This window comes from Actinopolymorpha pittospori (genome assembly GCF_014873875.1).
In the GTDB taxonomy this organism is placed as follows: domain Bacteria; phylum Actinomycetota; class Actinomycetes; order Propionibacteriales; family Actinopolymorphaceae; genus Actinopolymorpha; species Actinopolymorpha pittospori.
Window position 1 is genome coordinate 4,253,508 of the sequence record NZ_JADBEM010000001.1, and the last position, 20,166, is coordinate 4,273,673.

Annotated in this window: 19 protein-coding genes; 11 read left to right on the forward strand and 8 right to left on the reverse strand. The window is 70.4% G+C overall.

Features of this window, described 5'->3' with window-relative positions; all coding sequences use genetic code 11:
* Positions 1 to 117 precede the first annotated feature (117 nt).
* A complete protein-coding gene (locus HEB94_RS20130) occupies positions 118 to 1,116 on the forward strand; it encodes a substrate-binding domain-containing protein (RefSeq protein WP_192751329.1) in 999 nt (332 codons plus the stop codon).
* Positions 1,117 to 1,123: 7 nt separating this feature from the next.
* Here HEB94_RS20130 and HEB94_RS20135 read toward each other — a convergent pair whose 3' ends face one another.
* Both HEB94_RS20135 and HEB94_RS20140 read right to left on the reverse strand, forming a co-directional pair.
* On the reverse strand, positions 1,124 to 2,545 hold the full coding sequence (locus tag HEB94_RS20135; protein ID WP_192751330.1) for a Gfo/Idh/MocA family oxidoreductase: 1,422 nt from the start codon (positions 2,543 to 2,545) through the stop codon (positions 1,124 to 1,126).
* Positions 2,542 to 3,603, reverse strand: coding sequence for an alpha/beta hydrolase family protein (locus tag HEB94_RS20140; RefSeq protein WP_192751331.1), 1,062 nt, complete (start codon positions 3,601 to 3,603; stop codon positions 2,542 to 2,544). The genes HEB94_RS20135 and HEB94_RS20140 overlap by 4 nt, the downstream gene beginning before the upstream one ends.
* 375 nt (positions 3,604 to 3,978) lie before the next feature.
* Between HEB94_RS20140 and HEB94_RS20145 the strand changes: the two genes are divergently transcribed.
* Together HEB94_RS20145 and HEB94_RS20150 are read left to right on the forward strand one after the other, a co-directional pair.
* Positions 3,979 to 5,130, forward strand: a complete 1,152-nt coding sequence (locus tag HEB94_RS20145) for an inorganic phosphate transporter (RefSeq protein WP_202896455.1) — start codon at positions 3,979 to 3,981, stop codon at positions 5,128 to 5,130.
* Complete coding sequence (locus HEB94_RS20150) at positions 5,127 to 5,360, forward strand: hypothetical protein (protein ID WP_192751333.1); 234 nt, start codon at positions 5,127 to 5,129, stop codon at positions 5,358 to 5,360. The genes HEB94_RS20145 and HEB94_RS20150 overlap by 4 nt, the downstream gene beginning before the upstream one ends.
* Positions 5,361 to 5,409: 49 nt before the next feature.
* Here HEB94_RS20150 and HEB94_RS20155 read toward each other — a convergent pair whose 3' ends face one another.
* The gene (locus tag HEB94_RS20155; protein ID WP_192751334.1) at positions 5,410 to 5,871 is read right to left on the reverse strand and encodes an Lrp/AsnC family transcriptional regulator; all 462 of its coding nucleotides are present in this window, start codon (positions 5,869 to 5,871) and stop codon (positions 5,410 to 5,412) included.
* 94 nt (positions 5,872 to 5,965) lie between these two features.
* Between HEB94_RS20155 and HEB94_RS20160 the strand changes: the two genes are divergently transcribed.
* Positions 5,966 to 6,451 carry a DUF2000 domain-containing protein gene (locus HEB94_RS20160; protein ID WP_192751335.1) on the forward strand — a complete coding sequence of 162 codons (486 nt, stop codon included), beginning with the start codon at positions 5,966 to 5,968 and terminating at the stop codon, positions 6,449 to 6,451.
* A 10-nt stretch (positions 6,452 to 6,461) separates the two neighbouring features.
* Here HEB94_RS20160 and HEB94_RS20165 read toward each other — a convergent pair whose 3' ends face one another.
* On the reverse strand, positions 6,462 to 7,874 hold the full coding sequence (locus HEB94_RS20165; protein WP_337917839.1) for an aminotransferase-like domain-containing protein: 1,413 nt from the start codon (positions 7,872 to 7,874) through the stop codon (positions 6,462 to 6,464).
* 126 nt (positions 7,875 to 8,000) lie between these two features.
* On the opposite strand from HEB94_RS20165, the gene HEB94_RS20170 reads away from it, so the two are divergent.
* The 7 genes from HEB94_RS20170 (at position 8,001) to HEB94_RS20200 (ending at position 15,416) form a co-directional block, all read left to right on the forward strand.
* The gene (locus HEB94_RS20170) at positions 8,001 to 9,230 is read left to right on the forward strand and encodes a Tm-1-like ATP-binding domain-containing protein (protein WP_192751337.1); all 1,230 of its coding nucleotides are present in this window, start codon (positions 8,001 to 8,003) and stop codon (positions 9,228 to 9,230) included.
* Positions 9,227 to 10,072, forward strand: coding sequence for a phosphoenolpyruvate hydrolase family protein (locus HEB94_RS20175; protein ID WP_192751338.1), 846 nt, complete (start codon positions 9,227 to 9,229; stop codon positions 10,070 to 10,072). Before HEB94_RS20170 ends, HEB94_RS20175 begins: the two co-directional genes overlap by 4 nt.
* A gap of 78 nt (positions 10,073 to 10,150) precedes the next feature.
* Positions 10,151 to 10,531 (forward strand): cupin domain-containing protein, encoded by a 381-nt coding sequence (locus HEB94_RS20180; protein ID WP_192751339.1) that lies wholly within the window; start codon positions 10,151 to 10,153, stop codon positions 10,529 to 10,531.
* A gap of 71 nt (positions 10,532 to 10,602) precedes the next feature.
* Positions 10,603 to 11,598 carry a Gfo/Idh/MocA family protein gene (locus HEB94_RS20185; protein ID WP_192751340.1) on the forward strand — a complete coding sequence of 332 codons (996 nt, stop codon included), beginning with the start codon at positions 10,603 to 10,605 and terminating at the stop codon, positions 11,596 to 11,598.
* Entirely contained in the window at positions 11,592 to 12,347 is a 756-nt protein-coding gene (locus HEB94_RS20190; protein WP_202896456.1) for a sugar phosphate isomerase/epimerase family protein, read from the forward strand. Before HEB94_RS20185 ends, HEB94_RS20190 begins: the two co-directional genes overlap by 7 nt.
* A gap of 121 nt (positions 12,348 to 12,468) precedes the next feature.
* Positions 12,469 to 14,172: a DUF885 domain-containing protein gene (locus HEB94_RS20195; RefSeq protein ID WP_192751341.1), complete on the forward strand. Its 1,704-nt coding sequence runs from the start codon at positions 12,469 to 12,471 to the stop codon at positions 14,170 to 14,172.
* A gap of 5 nt (positions 14,173 to 14,177) precedes the next feature.
* Positions 14,178 to 15,416, forward strand: coding sequence for a metal-dependent hydrolase family protein (locus tag HEB94_RS20200; protein ID WP_192751342.1), 1,239 nt, complete (start codon positions 14,178 to 14,180; stop codon positions 15,414 to 15,416).
* Between the two features lie 88 nt (positions 15,417 to 15,504).
* Here the strand turns inward: HEB94_RS20200 and HEB94_RS20205 are convergent, their stop codons facing one another.
* The 4 genes from HEB94_RS20205 to HEB94_RS20220 form a co-directional block, all read right to left on the reverse strand.
* Positions 15,505 to 16,356 (reverse strand): LLM class flavin-dependent oxidoreductase, encoded by an 852-nt coding sequence (locus tag HEB94_RS20205; RefSeq protein WP_192751343.1) that lies wholly within the window; start codon positions 16,354 to 16,356, stop codon positions 15,505 to 15,507.
* A 134-nt stretch (positions 16,357 to 16,490) separates the two neighbouring features.
* Positions 16,491 to 17,543, reverse strand: a complete 1,053-nt coding sequence (locus HEB94_RS20210) for an NAD(P)-dependent oxidoreductase (protein WP_192751344.1) — start codon at positions 17,541 to 17,543, stop codon at positions 16,491 to 16,493.
* Complete coding sequence (locus HEB94_RS20215; protein WP_192751345.1) at positions 17,537 to 19,084, reverse strand: FGGY-family carbohydrate kinase; 1,548 nt, start codon at positions 19,082 to 19,084, stop codon at positions 17,537 to 17,539. The genes HEB94_RS20210 and HEB94_RS20215 overlap by 7 nt, the downstream gene beginning before the upstream one ends.
* Positions 19,081 to 20,151 carry a LacI family DNA-binding transcriptional regulator gene (locus HEB94_RS20220; RefSeq protein ID WP_192751346.1) on the reverse strand — a complete coding sequence of 357 codons (1,071 nt, stop codon included), beginning with the start codon at positions 20,149 to 20,151 and terminating at the stop codon, positions 19,081 to 19,083. Before HEB94_RS20220 ends, HEB94_RS20215 begins: the two co-directional genes overlap by 4 nt.
* Positions 20,152 to 20,166 lie beyond the last annotated feature (15 nt).

Below are 20,166 nucleotides of genomic sequence, written 5' to 3' on the forward strand. Positions count from 1 at the left end.
AGACGGATCCCGTCCAGGACCCGCGATGGACAATAATGCAAGCGCTTGTCTTCGTACAGGGAGCGCAACCGCTTCGCTAGCATCTGGTGATTCCGAAACCGGTACCGGAGGTCGACCGTGGCCGTCACGCTCGCCGACGTCGCGCAGGCGTGTGGTATCTCGCCGTCCACGGTGTCACGCGCGCTGGCGGGCTCGCCCAAGGTTCGCCCGAGCACACGCGAGCACATCCGGCGGGTGGCGGAGCAGATGGGGTACGCACCCAACCGGATCGCGCGCTCGCTGTCGATGGGCCGCACCGGCGCCATCGGGGTGATCGTCCCGGACATCGCCAACCCGTTCTTCCCGCCCATCATCAAGGCCATCCAGGCCCGCGCCGCCCGCAAGGACACCGCCGTCCTGCTGGTCGACACCGACGAGCACGCGGGCGACGAGCTCGAACGCGCCCGGGTCCTCGCTCGCCAGGTCGACGGCCTCGTCCTGGTGTCGCCGCGCACTCCGGAGGACCAGCTCGCGGAGTTCGTACGGCTCGCGCCCGTGGTGTTCGTCAACCGCCGGGTCGAGGGCGCGGCATGCGTCCTCATCGAGAACGCCGACGGCCTCCAGCAGGCGGTCCAGCACCTCACCGCCCTTGGCCACCAGCGGATCTGCTACCTCGCCGGGCCCCGTCGGTCCTGGTCCAACCGGCAGCGGCGGGCCTCGCTCGCGGCGGCGTGCGCGGAGTTCGGTGTGGAGTTGAGCGAGTTCGGTCCGTTCGAACCACAGATGCAGGCGGGCGTACGCGCCGCGGACCTGGTGCGGGCAAGCGGATACACCGCGGTCATCGCCTACGACGACCTGATCGCCCTCGGCCTGATGGCACGGCTCGCCGAGCACCGGATGCGGGTGGGTCGCGACATCAGCGTGATCGGTGTCGACGACAGCCCGATGTCCGGCCTGGCCTATCCGACCCTGACCTCGATCCACGTGCCCGGCGCCGAGGCCGGCTCCGTCGCTGTCGACCTGCTGCTGCGCCGGCTCGACCAGCCTGGTTCCGACCCCGCCGTCATCGAGCTCGAGACGCACCTCGTCATCCGCGGCTCGACGGGTTCGGTCCGGTTGGATCCGCTGCCGACGTGAGTGTCGCTCACGGCGACCGGACGTCTCCGAGCAGTTCGTCGATGCTGTAGGGCCGGTTGTCGGCGACCGATCGCCACACCGCTTCGCCCATCGCGACCGCAACCGCTCCCTGACGGCTGTCGGCCATGATGCGAAGGTCCCTGGACTCCTGCGACGGGCCGAGCAGGAGGTCCCGGCGGATCAGCGGGTCCGCACCACCGTGACTTCCCCTGCCGGTCACGACGTCGTGGCGCTGTCGCGGTCCGAACATCGGGTAGTAGAGGATCTCGGCGGATTCCGCCGTCTCGCCCCGACCGTCCCGGAAGTCGACGCTGCACGCTTCGATCCGCCCGTGGGTACCGTTGATCGCGAGGCGGTAACCCTCCCACGCGCCGGAGAAGGTGACGGAGTAGCTGAGGCTCGCTCCGCGTCGGTAGCGGACGACCGCGGAGTAGGTGTCCTCGATGTCGATCTCCGGGTCGTAGATCCAGTTCTGCTCACCGGGCGGGTACTGCACGTCGTAGGGCAGGCCGTGCAGGCCGCTCCGCGGTTTGAGGTGGTCGTCGTCCGGCACCTCGCCGTCCGCGAGCCAGCGCAGGTGGTACGGACACTGCTGGCGCTGCGCGCGCGCAGAGGGCTCCGCACCATCACCGCGATCGGCATCGGCGGCGCCGTCACGGTTGGCCGGGTTGTGCGGGCTCTCCGGCCCGTAGAAGTTGAGCGCACCGTAGGCGAAGACCTGCTCGGGTGTGTCGTCGAGCAGCCAGGTGACCATGTCGAAGTGGTGGCACGCCTTGTGGATCGACAGCCCGCCCGACCAGGCTCGCCGGCGGTTCCAGCGGTGGAAGTAGCTCGAGCCGTGGAAGGTGTCCACGCTCCACGTGAGGTCGACGCTCGTGACCCGGCCGACCAGGCCGTCCAGCATCATCCGTTTCAACTGCCTGGTGCGTGGTGTATAACGCAGGTTGTGCGCCACCCGAACGCTGCCGCGGCTTCGTCGCTCGGCCTCCAGAATCGCCTGGACCTGGGCGCAGCTCGCCGCCATCGGCTTCTCGGTGATGACGTCGAGGTCGCGCGCGAGCGCCGCCGTCACGTAGTCGGCGTGGGTGTAGTCGGGTGAGGTGACCAACACGACCTCGGGGGCCGTCTCGTCCACCATGCGGTCGAAGTCGTCCGGCAGGTACGACGGGACGCCGGCGCCGGTGAGCTCGTTGAACCGCGCCACCCGCGCCGGGTCGATGTCGACGATCGCCACCAGTTCGCCGTAGCGGGACATGTCCGCGCCGCTACCGGCGTCGCCACCAGATTCGCCACCGGCCTTGCCCAGTCCGAGCAGCGGACCCACGAAGAGGGACAGACCGCGGTTGGAGAGCCCGCACACGGCGTAACGGGTCCGCCGGGCGGAGGCCGCCTGCTGGGCCACGTCCGCATCGGTCGTCGGGACGGTCATGGGAGCGCTCCCAGGTGGCGGGAGAAGAAGGCGACCGAACGGTTGCCGCCCCAACCGTGCCCGCCGGGAAACAGGTCCAGCTCGAGTCGGTCGGAGGCGCCGGCCGCACGGTAGATCTCGGCGACCTGGGAGTAGCACGCCATCGCCGACTCGAGCCGGAAGCACTGGTCGTAGGTGCCGATGTCGACCAGCAGTGGCCGTGGGGCAAGGAGGCCCTGCAGGTCCGACACGTCGACCAGACCGTAGAGACCGGGGGTGATCTGGGAACCGCAGAAGTTCAGGTCCCGGAAGGCGAAGAACTCGAACAGGTCGCTGTAGCAGATGATCTCGACGGCTTTCAGACGCTCGTCGGCGAGCGCACTCCACAGGGTCATCGTGCCGCCACCCGACAGGCCCATCACGCCGAGTTGGTCCGCGTCGACGAAGGGCAGCGTGGCCACGAAGTCGACGAGCGCTCGGCCGTGCGCGAGATTGATCCCGAGTGGTGTCATCCCGAGCATGGTGGCCTGAAGGTAATAGAGGTTGCACCAGTCCCGGCCGCGGGCGAGGTTGCGATGGTGGGGCTTGGCGCTGTCGTCCTGGTCGCCGTAGCCCATCCAGTCGATGCCGAAGGTGACGAACCCCTGCTCGGCCAGTTGCCGGCCGTAGGAGGTGTTGAGCTCGCTGTCGGTGTCGCGGTAGGCCGAGGAGGAGTCGTTGCCCATGACGACTTCCTTGCCGCCCTGACTGTGCCCGTGCCAGCACAGGATCCCCGGGCGCCGCTGGGACGGATCAGAGCCGGCGGGGCGATTGACGTAGGCGTAGGCGGTGAGGTGGGCGCTGACGGGGACCGCCCAGCGCTGCGTGACGACCTCGCCCTGCTGCCACTCCGCGACGAGTTCGGCGTCGGCCGTCGCCGGCGCCGGTGGTCGGCCGAGGGTCGCGAGAACCTCGGACAGGGTCTCCGCTCGCCACTTCTCGACGTCGCGGCCCGGCGTGTAGCGGTGCGTGGGTTCGTGTTCCCGGGCGAGTGCCAGGAACATCTCGTAGGGGCTCGTGTTGCCCGTGCCGGCGGCCATGCCAGTCATTCCCTCCCGACCTGTCGATCTCAACCGATCGGTGTCAACGGACCCACGGCTGGGGTCCGTGAAAGACGGTAATGCAAGCGCTTGCCCGGGTCCAGGTCGGTTGGTCGCGGCGTCGTCGATCCGGCCGAAGCCGGTCGCGCCGGTGGCGTGACGTGCACCGAGTGGCCGCCGGACGCCGAACCGAGAGGAGCGATGCCTCGCCGCGAGCTGCCCGATTGGCCTGAATCACCCGCGCCGCGGTGTTCGGTGCCGAAGTCCTGACCGGCGAGGACCGACGTCATCGCGATCCAGGGCGGTTTCGGTGCCGACGAAGGAGGGTGAACACTGGGGCGAGGAGCTTGTTCGTCCGTCGGCCCAGCGCATGGGATGGGGCACGTGGAAATCGCACTCCTGGTGATTGTCGTGGTGGCGGCGCTCGCGTTCGACTTCACGAACGGCTTTCACGACACGGCCAACGCGATGGCTACATCCATCGCATCAGGCGCGCTCCGACCACGAATCGCCGTGCTGATATCAGCGGTGCTGAACCTTCTCGGCGCATTCCTGTCGATCAAGGTGGCGTCGACCATCGCCTCCGGGATCGTCGACGCCGGCGCGACGTCGGCATCGGTGGTCTTCTCCGGACTGGTCGGCGCCATCGTGTGGAACCTGATCACCTGGTACCTCGGCCTTCCCTCGAGTTCGTCGCACGCCCTCATCGGTGGCGTGGTCGGCGCGACGCTTGTGGCGGTGGGAAGTCGGGCGGTCAACGTGCCCGGAATCGTCTCCGACGTGCTCGTTCCCGCGGCGGTGGCACCCGTGCTCGCGGCGCTGGTCGCGGCGGTGGCGACGTTCATCGCCTACCTCGCCGTGCGGAAGGTCGGAGCGAAGCGCTCGCGGCGAGGGTTCCGTTACGGCCAGATCGTGTCGGCCTCGTTGGTGTCGCTGGCACACGGAACCAACGACGCGCAGAAGACGATGGGCGTCATCACCCTGGCGTTGATCGCCGGAGGAACGTTGGCGCCGAACTCCCATCCACCGCTGTGGGTGATCATCTCCGCGGGCTCGGCGATAGCGCTGGGCACCTATTTCGGCGGATGGCGGGTCATCAGGACGGTCGGCACGCGGTTGACCGAGATCAGCACCCCGCAGGGGTTCGCTTCGGAAACGTGTGCGAGTGCCGTCATCCTCGCGTCGTCCCACTTCGGCTTTCCGCTCTCGACCACACATGTCTGCGCCGGCGGCGTGGTCGGAGCCGGTATCGGCCGCCGGCACGCGCAGGTGCAGTGGGGAATGGCGGGCCGGATGGTGGCCGGCTGGCTGGTCACGCTCCCCGCGGCCGGCGCCATCGGCGCCTTCGTGGCGTGGAGTTCCGGACTTGTCGGGGGCATCGTCGGTGTGCTGGTGGTCGCCGCCGCCACCCTCGCGGTCGCGGCCGGGCTCTACCTCGCCTCGCGGCGGAGCGCGGTCGGTCCGGACAACATCAACAAGGTCAGCCTGCCGCAGTCGACGACCGGCTCAGAGGAACGGGCGGCGTGATCATGGGCTCGCTGGTCGACGTCACGGCACTCTGGCAGGTGTGCGTCATCGCCGTCGTCGGGGGCGTCGGCATCGTCGCGCTCTTCTCCCTCGGCATCGTCGGCATGAACGTCTTCACCGTGCGCCGGACTGGTTCAGCTGCGGTGCTCGGCCTCGCCGCGGCGTGTGTGTGCTTCCTGCTCAGCCTCGCCGCCGTCGTGCTCGGCGTCTGGGTGATGCTCGACAAGTGAGCGGCCGCTCGGATGGTGGCCGGGCGAGGCGCCTTCGAACCCGCGCGACTCAGGCCGGGCTGATCGCGGGACTGCGCAGGTGCTCGTAGACGACGCTGGTGCGGACGTCGGCGACCTCGGGGCGTTGGGTGAGTCGGTCGATGACGAACGCGTAGAGGCTGTTGTTGTCGGGGACGGCGACGTGGATCAGGAAGTCCTCGGAGCCGGAGACGACGAAGACCCCGATGGTGTCAGGTAGCTGGCGGACCCAGTTGCGAAACGCCTCGATCACCGGGCGGGACGGCGGCCGGATCCGCACCGCGATCAGCGCCTGGACCGGACGCCCGATCGCGGGCAGGTCGACGTCGAGGATGGCGCCCCGGATGATCCCGCGCTCCCGGAGTGAGCGGGTGCGGTCGAGAGCAGTCGTGGGGGAGACCCCGACGGCCGCGGCGATGTCGCGGTTGGTCCGCCGTGCGTCGCGCTGGAGCTCCCGCAGGATCGCCGTATCAAGTTCGTCCAGATCTGCCATCAGGGCAGCGTAGCCGAATTATGTACGGATCCCTTGGCTGGTATCCGGACCTCTCGCTAGCGTCACGAGTTGAGTCCGTACATCAGTGAAGGAGATGTGCTCGGTGAGTGTGGAAGATGCGGCGTCGGTGGTCGGGTTCGCCCCGGAGGAGATCCTGCTCGGACAGCCGACCAGGGCCGCGAAGCTGAAGTGGGTGATCGTGGTCGACGAGGCGTTGCCGGCGGGACGCGCCGTCAACGCCGCGGTCTGTGCCGCCGCCGCGACGGCGGTGGCGGTGCCGGGCCTGCTCGGTCCGGAGGTCGAGGACGCCGCCGGTACGCGCCACCTCGGGCTGCCCTGGGCGGGGTGCTCCATCCTTGGTGCGGATTCGGCGCGGCTGGCCGCTGTCAGGGCCAGCGCGGAGGCAGCGGCGGACATCCTGGTCGCCGACATGCCGAGCATCGCGCAGAGCGTCCGGGTCTATGACGAGTACGTCGAGCAGTTGGCCCGCACCGACGGCGTGGGCTACTACGCCGTGAGCCTCATTGGTCCACGCAACAAGGTCGACAAGATCGTGCGCAAGCTGCCCCTGTTGGCGTGAGCCGGACCGGTCAGTCCCGCGGCGGCTGGGTGTGCCACAGTTCGGCGAGCGTGTGCAGACCGTTCGCGAGGACGTCCAGGGGCGCGGCGAACGCCACCCGCAGCCAGTCGTCGAGGGCGTCACGGCAGCTGAACGTCGAACCGGCGAGGACGTCCACACCCGCGCGGCCGGCGCGCTCGGCGAACGCGGTCGCGGAGTAGCCGGCTGGCAGCTCGATCCACAGGGACGCCCCGCCGGCGGGTACGAGCGGTCGCCACTCCGGGATCTCGTCCGCGATGAACTGCAGGGCGAACGCGCGGGCGGCGCCCAGGGCCACCCGGCGCTGCGCCCGGGCCTCCGCGGCACGGTCGAGCAGGCGCGCCGTCACCACCTGCGCGGGGATCGACGTACCGAGGTCCTCCGCTCCCTTGACCACCGCGAGGCGTTCGACGAGTCGACGGTCGGCGCGCAGCCAGCCGACCCGGAGCCCGCCCCAGAACCCCTTGCTGGCCGAGCCGAGGGTGAGCACCCGCCCGCCGTAGGACGCGAGCGGTGGGGGCGGCGGGCCGTCGATGAGCGCGTCGGTCGGGGCGGCGTCGTCGATGATCGTGCAGCCGGTCTCCGCCGACATGCGCGCCACGGCGGCGCGCGCCCACTCCGGCAGGACCGATCCGGTCGGGTTGTGCACCGTCGACTGGAGCAGGACGAACACGGGTTTGTGCCGGCGTACCGCCGCGGCGAGCGCGTCGACGTCGACGCCCTCGGGTCCGCTGGGCACCCCCACCAGGGGCGCGCCGACACCGCGCAGCACCTCGATCGCACCGCGGAACGTCGGCTCCTCGACCACGACGGTTCCGCCCGGCTCGATGAGCGCCTCGGCGAGGAGCCGCATCGCCTGTTGCGCGCCGGAGGTCACGAGAACCTGACCGGGATCGGTGCGCAGGCCCAGGGCCGTGTAGTAGTTGGCGACCGCGGTGCGCAGCGCTGGCAGCCCCCGGGGTACGTAGCCGTGCGAGGGCAGCGTGTCCAGGAAGTCGGCGGAGGAGAGCCGGTCGAGTTCCTCGGCCACCAGGGAGATGCCGGGCAGGGCGGCGCTGCGGAGGTCGACGCGTGCGGTCTGCGGCCCACTCACGAATGACCGAAGCCGGTCATCGCCCCGGGCTCCCGCACTCGCCGCCGCCGAGGTGACGAACGTCCCCGTGCCCGTCCGGCTGACCAGGACGCCGTCGGAGCGAAGAGTGTCGAACGCCTGGCCCACCGTGGTGCGGCCGAGGCCGAGGGCCGCCGCGAGCACGCGTTCGGAGGGCAGCCGGGCACCTGCCGGCAGCTGGCCGGAGCGGACGAGCTGCCGCAACGCCCCGGCGAGCCTGGTGCTCAGCCCGCCGGGCTGGTCGCCCCAGCCGTCGAGCAGCCGGGTCAGCCGTGGCGCGCCGAAGTAAACCACTGGGGGCTGATTGGATCTAGCGCCGCTGGTGCCCATCGTCCGATCATCAACCAAGTCGGGACGAAAGTGCAGTCCCCGACGCATTGCGAATGCGTCGCAATTCATCGTTGACGGGAGTGATGAGCAGTGGCGACTGTCGTACTCCTCGGAACACTGGACACCAAGGGCGCCGAGTACGCCTTCGTCCGTGACCGACTGGTCGAGGCAGGCCTCGATGTCGTCCTCGTCGATGCCGGCGTGACGGAGAACAACGGCCCGACGGCCGACGTTCCGCAAGCAGACGTTGCCGCCGCCGGCGGTGCCGACATCGCCGCGCTCGCGGCGGCACGGGACCGTGGCGCGGCCGTCACGGCGATGGCGAAGGGCGCTGCGCTCGTCGTCAAACGTCTCTACGACGAGGGCTCCTGTGACGGCGCGCTCGCGCTCGGCGGGACCGGCGGCACCTCCATCGCCGCCCAGGCCTTCCGCGAGCTCCCCCTCGGCGTACCCAAGGTGATCGTGTCCACGGCCGCCTCCGGCGACACCCGGATGTACGTCGCGCAGAGCGACCTGGTGCTCTTCCCCAGCGTGACCGACATCGCCGGGGTCAACCGGCTGTCGGCCCGCATCCTCGCGAACGCCGCGGCCGCCCTGGCCGGCATGGTGACCACGCCCGCGCCCGCCACCGCGGCCGACCGGCCGCTGCTCGCCGCGAGCATGTTCGGCGTGACGACCACCTGCGTCACCAAGGCCCGCGAGCTGTTGGAGAAGGCCGGCTACGAGGTCCTCGTCTTCCACATGACCGGGGTCGGTGGTCGCACCCTCGAGGAGCTGGCCGGTGCCGGGTGGCTCTCCGGGGTGTTCGACGTCACCACCACCGAACTCGCCGACGAACTCGTCGGCGGGGTCTTCTCGGCGGGGCCCGACCGCCTCACCGCGGCCGGCCGGGCCGGCGTGCCCCAGGTGGTGTCGGCCGGTGCCCTCGACATGGTCAACTTCGGGCCGAAGGAGACCGTGCCGGAGCGGTTCGCCGACCGCAACCTCTACGTCCACAACCCGAGCGTGACGCTGATGCGGACCACGCCCGAGGAGTGCGCCATCCTCGGTGCGCGGCTGGCGACCCGCCTGTCGGCGAGCACCGGTCCGGCCGCGTTGTTCCTTCCGCTGCGGGGCATCTCCGCCATCGCGGTGGAGAATGGGCCCTTCCATGACCCGGACGCCGACGCCGCACTCTTCGACGCGATCAGGTCGAACCTCGACCGCGACCGGGTGGAACTCGTCGAGTTGGACCTCGATGTCAACGATCCGGCGTTCGCGACCGCGATGGTCACCAAGCTGGACGCCTATGTCAGCGCGCACAAGGGAGTAGACCGATGAGCCGCCTGTCCAGAGAGACGATCCTCGCTCGTCTCCGCACCAAGGTCGAGGCGGGCAAGCCGATCGTCGGCGGGGGCGCCGGCACCGGGTTGTCCGCCAAGTGCGAGGAGGCCGGAGGGATCGACCTGATCGTCATCTACAACTCCGGCCGCTACCGCATGGCCGGGCGTGGGTCGCTCGCGGGCATCCTGGCCTACGGCAACGCCAACGACGTCGTGGTGGAGATGGCCCGCGAGGTGTTGCCGGTGGTCGAGCAGACCCCCGTGCTCGCCGGTGTGAACGGGACCGACCCGTTCTACGACCCCGACGTCTTCCTCCCCGAACTCGCCCGCCTCGGCTTCTCCGGCGTCCAGAACTTCCCCACCGTCGGGCTGATCGACGGGATCTTCCGCGCCAACCTCGAAGAGACGGGGATGAGCTACGCGCTCGAGATCGACATGATCCGGCGCGCCCACCAGCTCGACCTGCTGACGACGCCGTACGTCTTCTCCGTGGAGGACGCGGCCGCGATGACCGAGGCCGGAGCCGACATCGTGGTCTGCCACTTCGGGCTGACCAGTGGCGGCGCGGTCGGCGCCGAGACCGTCCGCACCCTGGACGACTGCGTGGACCTCGCGACGACGTGGGCGAAGGCCGCCCGCGAGGTGCGTGACGACGTGATCGTCCTGGTCCACGGCGGTCCGATCGCCGAACCCGACGACGCGGAGTACGTGCTGCGCAGGGCGAGCGGGGTGCACGGCTTCTACGGCGCCTCCTCGATGGAGCGGCTGCCGACCGAGCGGGCGATCACGGCGCAGATCCGCGCCTTCACCGAACTCGACCTCACCCTCGACAACACCTGATCGACAACCTGACTCGACATCTGGTCGACACCCGACCTTCGGCACCTGACCGGCCGACGACTTTCTGGGAGCGGAGCAATGGGCGAATCGCGCATCGCGCGGGCGAAGGACAACGTCACCGAGGAGTACCCGTGGGGGCATCTCGACTGGTTCGTGTCCGGAGCGCTCGGCAACTCCGACACGCTGACCGTCGGCCGCTGCACGATCGAGCCTGGCCAGGCCAACCACGCCCACTACCACCCGAACTGCGACGAGGTGCTGCACGTCCTGCGCGGGACGATCCGGCACCGGCTCGACGACGAGTACTTCGAGATGAGCGAGGGCGACACCATCTCGATCCCGAGCGGACGGATCCACAACGCCACCAACGTCGGGGCGGAGCAGGCGCTCCTCATGATCACGTTCTCGACGCCGGAACGCCAGGTCGTGAGCGCCGACGCCGGTACGACGGCTGAGTGAGTGGACCGGTCAGCGGCTGGGCACGAGCGTCGCGGTCGCCGTCGATCACCAGACCCCGGAATGAGGAAACGATGACAGTTCAGAAGATCGCCGTCGTCGGCTGCGGCGGAATCTCACGAGTACACCTGTCGGCCTACACCGCCCACCCGGAGCGGGTCGAGGTGGTGGCCGCCTGCGACCCGCTGCCCGAGCGGACCGCGTGGGCGCGGGAGACCTACGGCATCGAGCGCACGTACTCCTCGGTCGCGGAGATGGTCGACGCGGGCGGTTGGGACGTCGCGGTCGTGTGCACCCCGAGTAGCGTGCGCAAGGACGCGTTGGCGGAGCTGGCCCGCGCGGGCAAGCACATCCTGGTGGAGAAGCCCCTCTCCGACAACGTCGACGACGCCCGCGAGATCGTCGAGACCTGCGAGAAGGCCGGCGTCATCCTCGCCGTCAACCAGAACTTCCGTGACCAGTACTCCTTCGGCATCGCCCGTAAGCTCATCGAGGACGGCCGGATCGGTGAGGTGCTCGGCATCGACCAGCAGGACCTGACCTTCCGGCAGGACAAGGGCTGGCGGCTCGGCATGGCCCGACACGCGATGTCGGTGATGGGCGTGCACTGGTTCGACGGATTCCGCGTGCTGCTCGGCCGCGAGGCCACCTGGGTCTCGTGCCGCACGTTCTCCTCGCCCGCGATCGAGTCCGCCGGTGAGACCGACGGGTTCGTGCAGATCCACTTCGGCGACATTCCCGTGTCGTACGTGCAGAGCTTCTCCAGCAGCCGCAAGCACGTCGAGACCATCGTCTTCGGCGATCGCGGCACGCTCAGCCTCAACTACGACAGCGCGACGGTTCTCACGCCGGACGGCGCATCGGAGACCATCCCGAACCCGTACGCCGGCGACCAGCGTCGCGAGTCGATGTTCCGGAGCCTGGACCGACTCCTCACCGCGATCGAGAGTGGCGGCGAGCCCAGCAACAGTGGCCGGGACAACCTCCGCACCGTCGCTCTGCTCGACGCGGCCTACCGGTCCGCGGAGCAGCGCACCCCGATCGAACTCGTCGAAGGACTCCCATGGTGAAGCTCGCGTTCTCCAAGCCCACCCGCGACGCCGAGGGCCAGCGGTTGCTGTTCGACCGCTACCAGCAGGCCGGGTACGACGGCCTGCAGCTGAAGGGGAACCAGTACTCCCCCTACCTGGACGACCCGGCGCGGTTCCAGGCCGAGTGGGGGAGTGACCCCGCACACGTCTCCTCCCTCATCACGATGAACCCGTTGGACGAGGACGGCAAGGAACGCTTGCGCACCCTCTTCCGGTTCGCCGCCGCGGTCGGTTCGGAGCGTGTGGTCCTCTGCCACGACGTTCCCCGCGTGGGCCTGACCGACGACGACCTGGCAGACATCGCCCGGATGATGTCCGGACTCGGGCAGGAGGCGTCGGACCAGGGCGTGCGACTCTCGCTGCACCACCACACCAACGAGCCGGTCATGCACCGCCGCGACTTCGACGTGTTCTTCGACGCCGTGCAGGACAAGGCGGTCTCGCTGACCGTCGACACCGGGCACCTGATGAAGTCCGAGGTCCTCGACATCGCGGGGCTGATCCGCGACCTCGCACCGGTCATCGACAACGTGCACCTGAAGGACTACGAGGACGGCCAGTTCCGACTGCTCGGTCAGGGCACGGTCGAGTTCGGGGACATCATCGACGCCCTCACCACCCTCGACGCCAGCGCCACGCTCTGCGTCGACGAGGAGAGCCGCGCGGAGATCTTCGAAGGGATGGAGGTCTCCCAGCGGTTCCTGGAAGGCCGCCTGGTGGCCCGCTGACCGCACCGAGACGAGGCTCCTCCGGGCCGGGCGGCTCAACCTCGCAGAGCCGCCCGGCCCGGGGGAGCTTCCACCCGACCCACGGATCCTGAGTGGGGCAAGAGCTGACTGGAAGGTGAGGATGGAGCGCACGAACGACGGTGCCGCCGCCGAACTCGACGCGGTCGCCGAGGAGATGTTCCGCCAGCAGCTCGCCTGGTCTCCGCTGTACGCCAGCCAGATCGGGTACGCCGAGCACACCGGCGAGCTACCCGACCTGACCGTCGCGGGGGAGGAGCGTCGCCAAGCTGACCTTGACATCCTCCGGGAACGCGCGGAGCGGGTCGATCCGGCATCGCTCGACCACGAACGCCGCGTCACCCACAAGGTGCTGCTCCGCAAGATCTCCGACGCACAGCTCGCGATCCGCGCGCGTCGGCAGGACTACACCGTCACCCCGATTCCCCAGACGGGGCAGGGGGCCACGGTCCTGATCAGCCTCCCGCACACCCCGGTGCAGACGGCCGAGGACGCGCGGGCCTACCTCGAACGCTGCGCGAAGGTACCCGGCTGGCTGGACGTCGGAACGGAGCGGCTGGGCACCGGGCGCCGCGAGGGTCGTACACCGGTGGCGCGCCCGGTCCACAACGCCATCGCCCAACTCGACGTCTGTCTCACCTCGGCACTCGCCGACGACCCGCTGCTGTCGGTTCCCGATCCGGTCGAGGGCGCACCCACGGGATGGCGGGAGTCGCTGGAGGCCGTCGTACGCGACGAGGTACGCCCCGCGCTCGCGCGCTACCGCGACCGGCTGCGCGCGGAGGTGCTGCCCAGCGCCCGTAGCGACGATCGGCCCGGCATCGCGCACCTGCCCGGTGGCGAGGACGTCTACCGCCAGCTCGCGGCCGAGCACACGACGACCGACCAGAGCGTCGACGAGCTGCACGAGCTTGGCATCGAACTCGTGGCCGGCCTCACCGAGGAGATGCGCGAACGCGGTGAGAAGACGCTCGGCACCGCCGACTTCGCCGAGATCACCGAGCGGTTGCGCAACGATCCGGCGCTTTACTTCACCGGCCCGCAGGAGGTCATGGACGCGGCTCGCGACGCGTTGACGCGCGCGCAGGAGGAGCTGCCACGGTGGCTCGGAGTGTTGCCGCGCGCCGGCTGCCAGGTGATCCCGATGACCGCGCACGAGGTGGAGAACGGCGACCTCGGCCACTACCAGTGGCCCGCACCGGACGGGTCACGGCCGGGCACGTACTGGCTGAACACCTCCAAGCCGCACACCCGCCCGCGGTTCGAGGCGCAGACACTCGCGTTCCACGAGTCGGTGCCGGGCCATCACACCCAACTGGCGCTGGCGCAGGAGCTCCCCGGGCTGTCCAACTTCCGGCGCCACACGCAGGTCACGGCCTTCACCGAGGGGTGGGCGCTCTACACCGAGCGGCTGGCCGAGGAGATGGACCTCTACACCGACGACGTGTACCGGCTCGGGATGGTGTCGTTCGACTTCTGGCGTGCCTGCCGGCTGGTGGTCGACACCGGCATGCACGCGCGTGGTTGGAGCCGCGACCGGGCCGTCGGCTACATGGTCGAGCACAGCGCGCTCACGCACAAGAACATCGAGAACGAGATCGACCGCTACATCGGCTGGCCGGGGCAGGCCCTCGGCTACATGGTGGGGCGGCTCGAGATCCGTCGGCTGCGGGCCGAGGCGGAGGCCCGTCTCGGGCAGGCGTTCGTGCTGCGCGACTTCCACGACACACTGCTCGGAAACGGCAACCTTCCCTTGTCAGTGCTCGGTGAGGTCGTCGCCGAGTGGGTGCGCGGACAGGAGAGCTGATCGAGATGGGGACCGGACTCCAGGTCTTTCGCCACGCCCGGGTGATCGCGTGCAACGGTGAGGATCCGTTGGACGACGCGACGGTCGTCGTCGAGAACGGCGTGATCAGGGACGTCGCGGCGGGCGGCGCATCGGTCAGCGATGCCGACGTGATCGACTGCCGGGGCCGCACCCTGCTGCCCGGCCTGATCGACGCGCACGTTCACGTGTGTTCGCTCGACGTCGAGGTCGGGCGGGAGCAGCGCGACTATCCGACCAGTCTGTTGGCGTACGAGATCGCCGCGGTGATCCGGCGGACCCTCGACCAGGGCTACACCACGGTCCGGGACGCCGGCGGAGCTGACTGGGGGATGAAGGAGGCCGTGGCGCGCGGCCTGATCCCCGGTCCGCGGATGTTCGTCAGCGGCCGTCCGCTGTCCCAGACCGGCGGCCACGGGGACAGCCGCTCCCGCGCGGAGGACAGCGTCGGATGCGGTTGTGGTGCGCACATCGGGATGGTCGACAACATCGCCGACGGCCCGGACGGTGTACGCCGCGCGGTGCGGGAGCAGTTGCGTCGGGGGGCTGACGCGATCAAGGTCATGGCGAGCGGCGGTGTCGCCTCGCCGACGGACAAACTGGACAGCCTGCAGTACACCCGCGAGGAGCTCGCGGCGGCGGTGGACGAGGCGGCCCGGGCCGGCACCTACGTTCTCGCCCACGCCTACAGCTCGGACGCTATCCGCAACGCGGTCGAGGCCGGGGTCCGTTCGATCGAGCACGGCAACTTCCTCGACGAGGAGACGGCACGGCTGATGGCCGAACGCGGCACGTTCCTCGTGCCGACGTTCGTGGCGTACGAGAAACTGCACGAGCAGGGCCGCCAGCTCGGCTTCGCGCCGGAGAAGCTGGCCAAGCTGGACGACGTTCTGGGCGCCGGGCTCGACGGGCTCAAACGCGCCCACGACGCAGGGGTGCGGATCGCGTCCGGGTCCGACCTGCTCGGCCCCCTCGCCGTGCACAAGACGCGCGAACTCGCCATCAAGGCGCAGGTGCTCGGTGCGCACGAGACGCTGGTCGCGACCACCCGGACCAACGCCGAACTCCTCGGCATCGCCGAGGAGGTCGGCACCGTGGAGCCCGACAAGCGCGCCGACCTGCTCGTCGTCGACGGCGATCCGCTGGCCGACATCGCGGTGCTGGCCGACCTCGACCGGATCAACGTCATCATGAAGGCCGGGGAGTTCCACAAGCGCGAGCTGTAGCCGGGCCTCCCGCCCGCCTCACGCCGGGTCTCCTGCTCGCCTCGAGCTGGGAGACCCGGCGCGCTCGTGCGGCTGGGCTGCTGGTCGCTCAGAAGACCGTCTCAGCGATCCGCTCGATCTGCTCGGGGTCCGGCGACCAGCAGTAGAAGATCACCTCGTCGGCGCCGAGGTCGGAGAACGTCGTGACCGCGCGGCGGATGGCGGCGGGGGTCGCCAGCATGGAGTCGACCACGCCGCTGGTGTCGCCGAGGAAGGCGTAGTAGTCGCTGATCCGGGTGCTGGCCTGGTCGAGGGTCCGGTCCGGCCCGAGGACGGCGTTGACCTGGGCGATGAGGCGGGGTCGCCCTTCGCGTCCGGCCTGCTGCCAGGATCGCTCGACGTCGCGGAACAGTTGGTCCACCGAAGGCTCGTAGTGTGCCGCGGCGAGGAAGCCGTCGCCCCACCGTGCGACGCGTTCGATCGCGGCGGGAGCGAACCCGCCGAAAATGACCTCCGGGCCACGCGCGCGCAGGGGTGCGGGTCCGATCGGACCCGCACCTTCGGCATAGGACTCGCCGGCCCAGATCTGACGCAGCCGCGCCATCTGTTCGTCCAACCGGCGGCCGCGCTGCCGGATGTCGACACCGGCCGCGACGTAGTCGTCGAGACGACCGCCGGTGCCGACGCCGAGGGTGAACCGACCGCCTGCGAGACGGTCGAGGGTGGCGCAGGCCTTGGCGAGTACGGCGGTCTGACGCAGCGGGGCGATGAGCACCTCCGTCTGCAGCCGGATCCGCGCCGTGGCGGCCGCGAGACCGGCCAGAGCGATCAGCGGGTCGGGATTGCGGTAGACGAGCCGGTCGAGCATGCCGAGGGTGCTGAAGTCGCTGACGTCGGCGCATCGGGCCCAGGTCAGGAGGACGTCAGGGTCAGCGATGGGAAGGCCGAGACCGATTTTCATAGCGGAACGAACTCCTCAGGAGGGGACACCACCACACTGATGCCGCCCCTCCATGGCTCCGCGTAGACGCGAATGAGCCGGCTCCCATTCTGCGGCGTGCTTCTTGGGGAGCTGTACTTCGAGTAATCCCAACCCTATAGCAACGACCCACCGGGCGCGGCGACCTGGCTGCCGGAGGGGCGCAGGACCGCCACGATCCGCTCGGCCAGCAGCGCGGGTGCCCGCGTGCGGGCCTGGACGGTGGAGCCGGCGAGGTGCGGGGAGAGCGAAACCGACGGGAGTACCCGCAGTGGGTGGTCCCGGGGGAGTGGCTCGGTACCGAAGACGTCGAGCACCGCACCGGCGATCCGGCCGTCGACCACGCGTTCGACCAACGCCTCCTCGTCGACGAGTTCGGCCCGCGCGGTGTTGACCAGAAGCGCGTGCGGGGCGAGCAGGTCGAGTTCGGCGGCGCCGAGGAGATGCCTGGTCTGGGGAGTGAGCCGGGCGTGCAGCGACACGATGTCGGCCTCGCGAAGAAGTTCGGGGAGGGGTACGCCACGCACGCCGGCGTGCCCGGACAGGTCCGCCCACGGATCGCTGACCAGGACGCGGGTCTCGAACCCGCGCAGTCGCCGCGCGACCAGTGCGCCGACGGCGCCGAACCCGACCAGTCCGACCGTCGCTCCGGAGAGCTCCTGGTAACCGCGTTTCGGCGCGGTCGGTCGCCATCCACCCGTCCGGATCGCGTGGTGGCCCTCGCCGACGTGGCGGAGGTGCCCGAGGATCGACGCCACGGTGAACTCCGCGACCGCGTTGGCGTTGCGGCCGGCGTTGTTGACCAGCGGTACGCCGCGCCTGCGGAGTTCGGCGTCGTCGATGTGCTCGGTGCCCGCGCGCAGCGTGGCGACGAAGGACAGTCGTGGCCAGCCGGACAGCGTCGAGGCGGTCAGCGGGTGGAAGCCGGTGACGACACCGGCCAGCCGCTCGGCGTCCAGGTCGGGCAGAGGCGCGAGCCGGGCCGCGTCCGGACCGGCTCGTTCGACGACGCGGTTGACCTCGACCGCCTCCTCCAGCGCGATCGGCCAGTCGTGCTCGACCACGGCGTAGCCCGCCGGGAGCAGTGGGCGTAGCGGCGCGGCCATCGCGGCGGCGGAGACGAACGGGTCGCCGATCACGAGGATCAGCCTGTCCGGCGCTGTCAGCATGGGATTCCTCGGTCTGGGGACGGCTCGGCCGTGGTGACCGCCGCGGGCGGGGACTGGTTGTGGTGCAGGTAGACCTGGTAGGCCTCCTCGATGCGCTCGTGCGCACCCGGGCGGGGCGGGACGAACCGCCCAGGCCGGCACATCGCCGCGGCGGCCGCCTGCAGGTCGGGGAAGTGGCCGGTCCCGACGGCGGCGCACATCGCGGCCCCGAGGGCGCCTGACTCACCTGGTGGAACGCTCACGCCGGCGCCGAGAACGTCGGCGAAGAGTTGGGTCCACCGTCGGCTGCGGGTGGCGCCGCCGGTGAGGTGCACCGGACCGGTCGGCACGGCACTGCGTAGCTGCTCGACGTCGGCCCGGTGGTTGAAGGTGACGCCGTGGACGACGGCACGCAGGATGTCGGTGGGCGTGTGCCAGGCGCGCAACCCCAGCAGGGCCGCCGACTGCGGCCGACCGACCGGACCGCCGAAGAGGTACGGCAGGTAGAGCGGGGCGTCCGGGGTGGGTTCTTCCTCCAGAGCGTGTTCGATCGCCGAGCCGACAGCCGGACCACCGGACCGGTCACCGTGAACCGGGCCGGTCGGCTGGCTCGTGAGGGTGTCGACGGCCCAGTCGATGTTGGCGCCGGAACCCATCGAGGACCGGCGTACCGTCCACCGGTTCGGTTCGAACGCCGGCCGGCAGGTGACGGAGGTCGATCGGACGGGGCGATCCGTCAAGGTGATGTTGACACCGAAGGTGCCCGCGACGACCACGACGTGGTGCAGGGCGCTGCCCGCGGTGCCGAGATAGCAGGCGGCGACGTCGTGCAGGCCGGTCGCGACCGGGGTACCGGGCGGAAGACCGGTCTCCCGCGCCGCCGAGTCGGTCACCTCGCCCATGACCGCGGTCGACTCGACGACCGGTGGGAACAGCCGGGCCGCCTCCCGTACGCCGTAGGTGTCCGCGAGACGGTCGGAGTAGGAACGGGTGAGCAGGTCGGTGAACGACGCGGACGCGTCCGTGGGATCGGTCGCCACGACGCCGGTGAGGCAGCTGCGAAGCCAGTCCTTCGCGGTCACGAGCCACCGTGTCCGCGCCAGCAGCTCCGGGTCGTGTGCGGCGAACCACGCGACCAGGGGAGCGGCCGATCCGGCGAAGGGCACCGAACCTCCGTGCGTGACCGCGTCGTCGAGGACGCCGCGCCGGTGCCACTCGCGGAGCAGGCCGGCCGCCCGGGTGTCGGGGGACAGCACCGCCGGCGCCAGTGGCGCGAGGTCGGCGCCCAGGAAGTACAGCCCGTCGCCGTGGCCCGCGACCCCGACCCCGGCGATCCGGCCGCCGGTGTGGTCCGGGTGGTCGTGTGCCTGCTCGAGCGCGCGGGCGACGGTGGCCGCCGCGACCTTCCAGTGCTGTCTCGGGTCCCGTTCGACGTGCTCGGAGGTGAAGCTTCCTCGTGGCGTCCGGGCGGTCGCCGCGCCAAGGGTGGTGCCGGTGTCGTCGTAGACGACCGCCCTGGTGGTGGTCAGCCCGGTGTCGAGGCCGACGAACAACGGCCTCATCGACGGCTCGGGAGACGCTCGGACGGATCGCGACGGTAGGGGGCGGTCGACTGCCGGACGATGATCTCGGTCGGACCGTCGATGACCACCCGGTCGCCGGTGCCGCCCTCGATCACGTCGAGGAGCATCCGCGCCGCGCGGTGGCCGAGCTTTCGTTGCGGGACCTTGATCGTGGTGAGCGGCGGCGTGGTCTGGGCCGCCATCACGTGCTCGTCGATGGTGATGACGCTGACGTCGTCGGGTACGCGCAGGTCGAGCTCACGCAGGGCGGTCAGGCAGCCGAGCGCGCTGACCAGGCTGTCGACGGCGAGTGCGGTGGGTCGTTGGTCCTCCCGCCGCGACATGATCGCCAGGGTCGCCGCGTGGCCGCCGGCGAAGGTGAACCCACTGTCGGCCGTCCAAGCCGGGGGAATCGGCAGGCCGCGCGCTCCCATCGCGTCGTCGAACCCCTGTTGGCGGCGCAGTGCCGTGTCGGTCGTGAGCGAGCCGGACACGTGGCCGATCCGGCGGTGGCCCAGTCCGGCGAGGTGCTCGACCATGAGGCCGGCGTTGCCCTCCTCGTCGAGGACCACACAGGCCAGTGCGTCCGGTGCCCCACGCTGGACCATCACCGTCGGCAGGTCGAGTTGGTGCAGCCACTGGCCCACCTGCGGGTCGTCGACGGTCGCGAAGGCGACCAGCGCACCGTCCACCCGGCCGGCGAGGTTGGCCGGGTCGTGGCGGGGGGAGTGTGGCCCGGCGCGGACCTCGGACAGGAGCAGGGTGAAGCCCTCCTCCTCGCAGATGTCCTGGATGCCGCGCAGCACCTCGGTGAAGCCGAAGTTGTCGAGGTCGGGTACGAGCATCGCGATCGCCTGCTGGCGACGCAACCGGAGCGCCCGGGCCTGGGTGTTGGGGCGGTAGCCGAGTTCGGCCGCGACCCGTACGACGCGGTCGACGGTGTCCCGGCGGTATCCGTCGGTGTGGTTGCGGAGGAGGCGGGACGCCGTCGACAGGTCGACGCCGGCCGCGGCGGCGACGTCGCGAAGGGTCGGACGACGCCGCGGGGTGGAACGCGCTGTGTCCATGGAAGATCCGTTGAT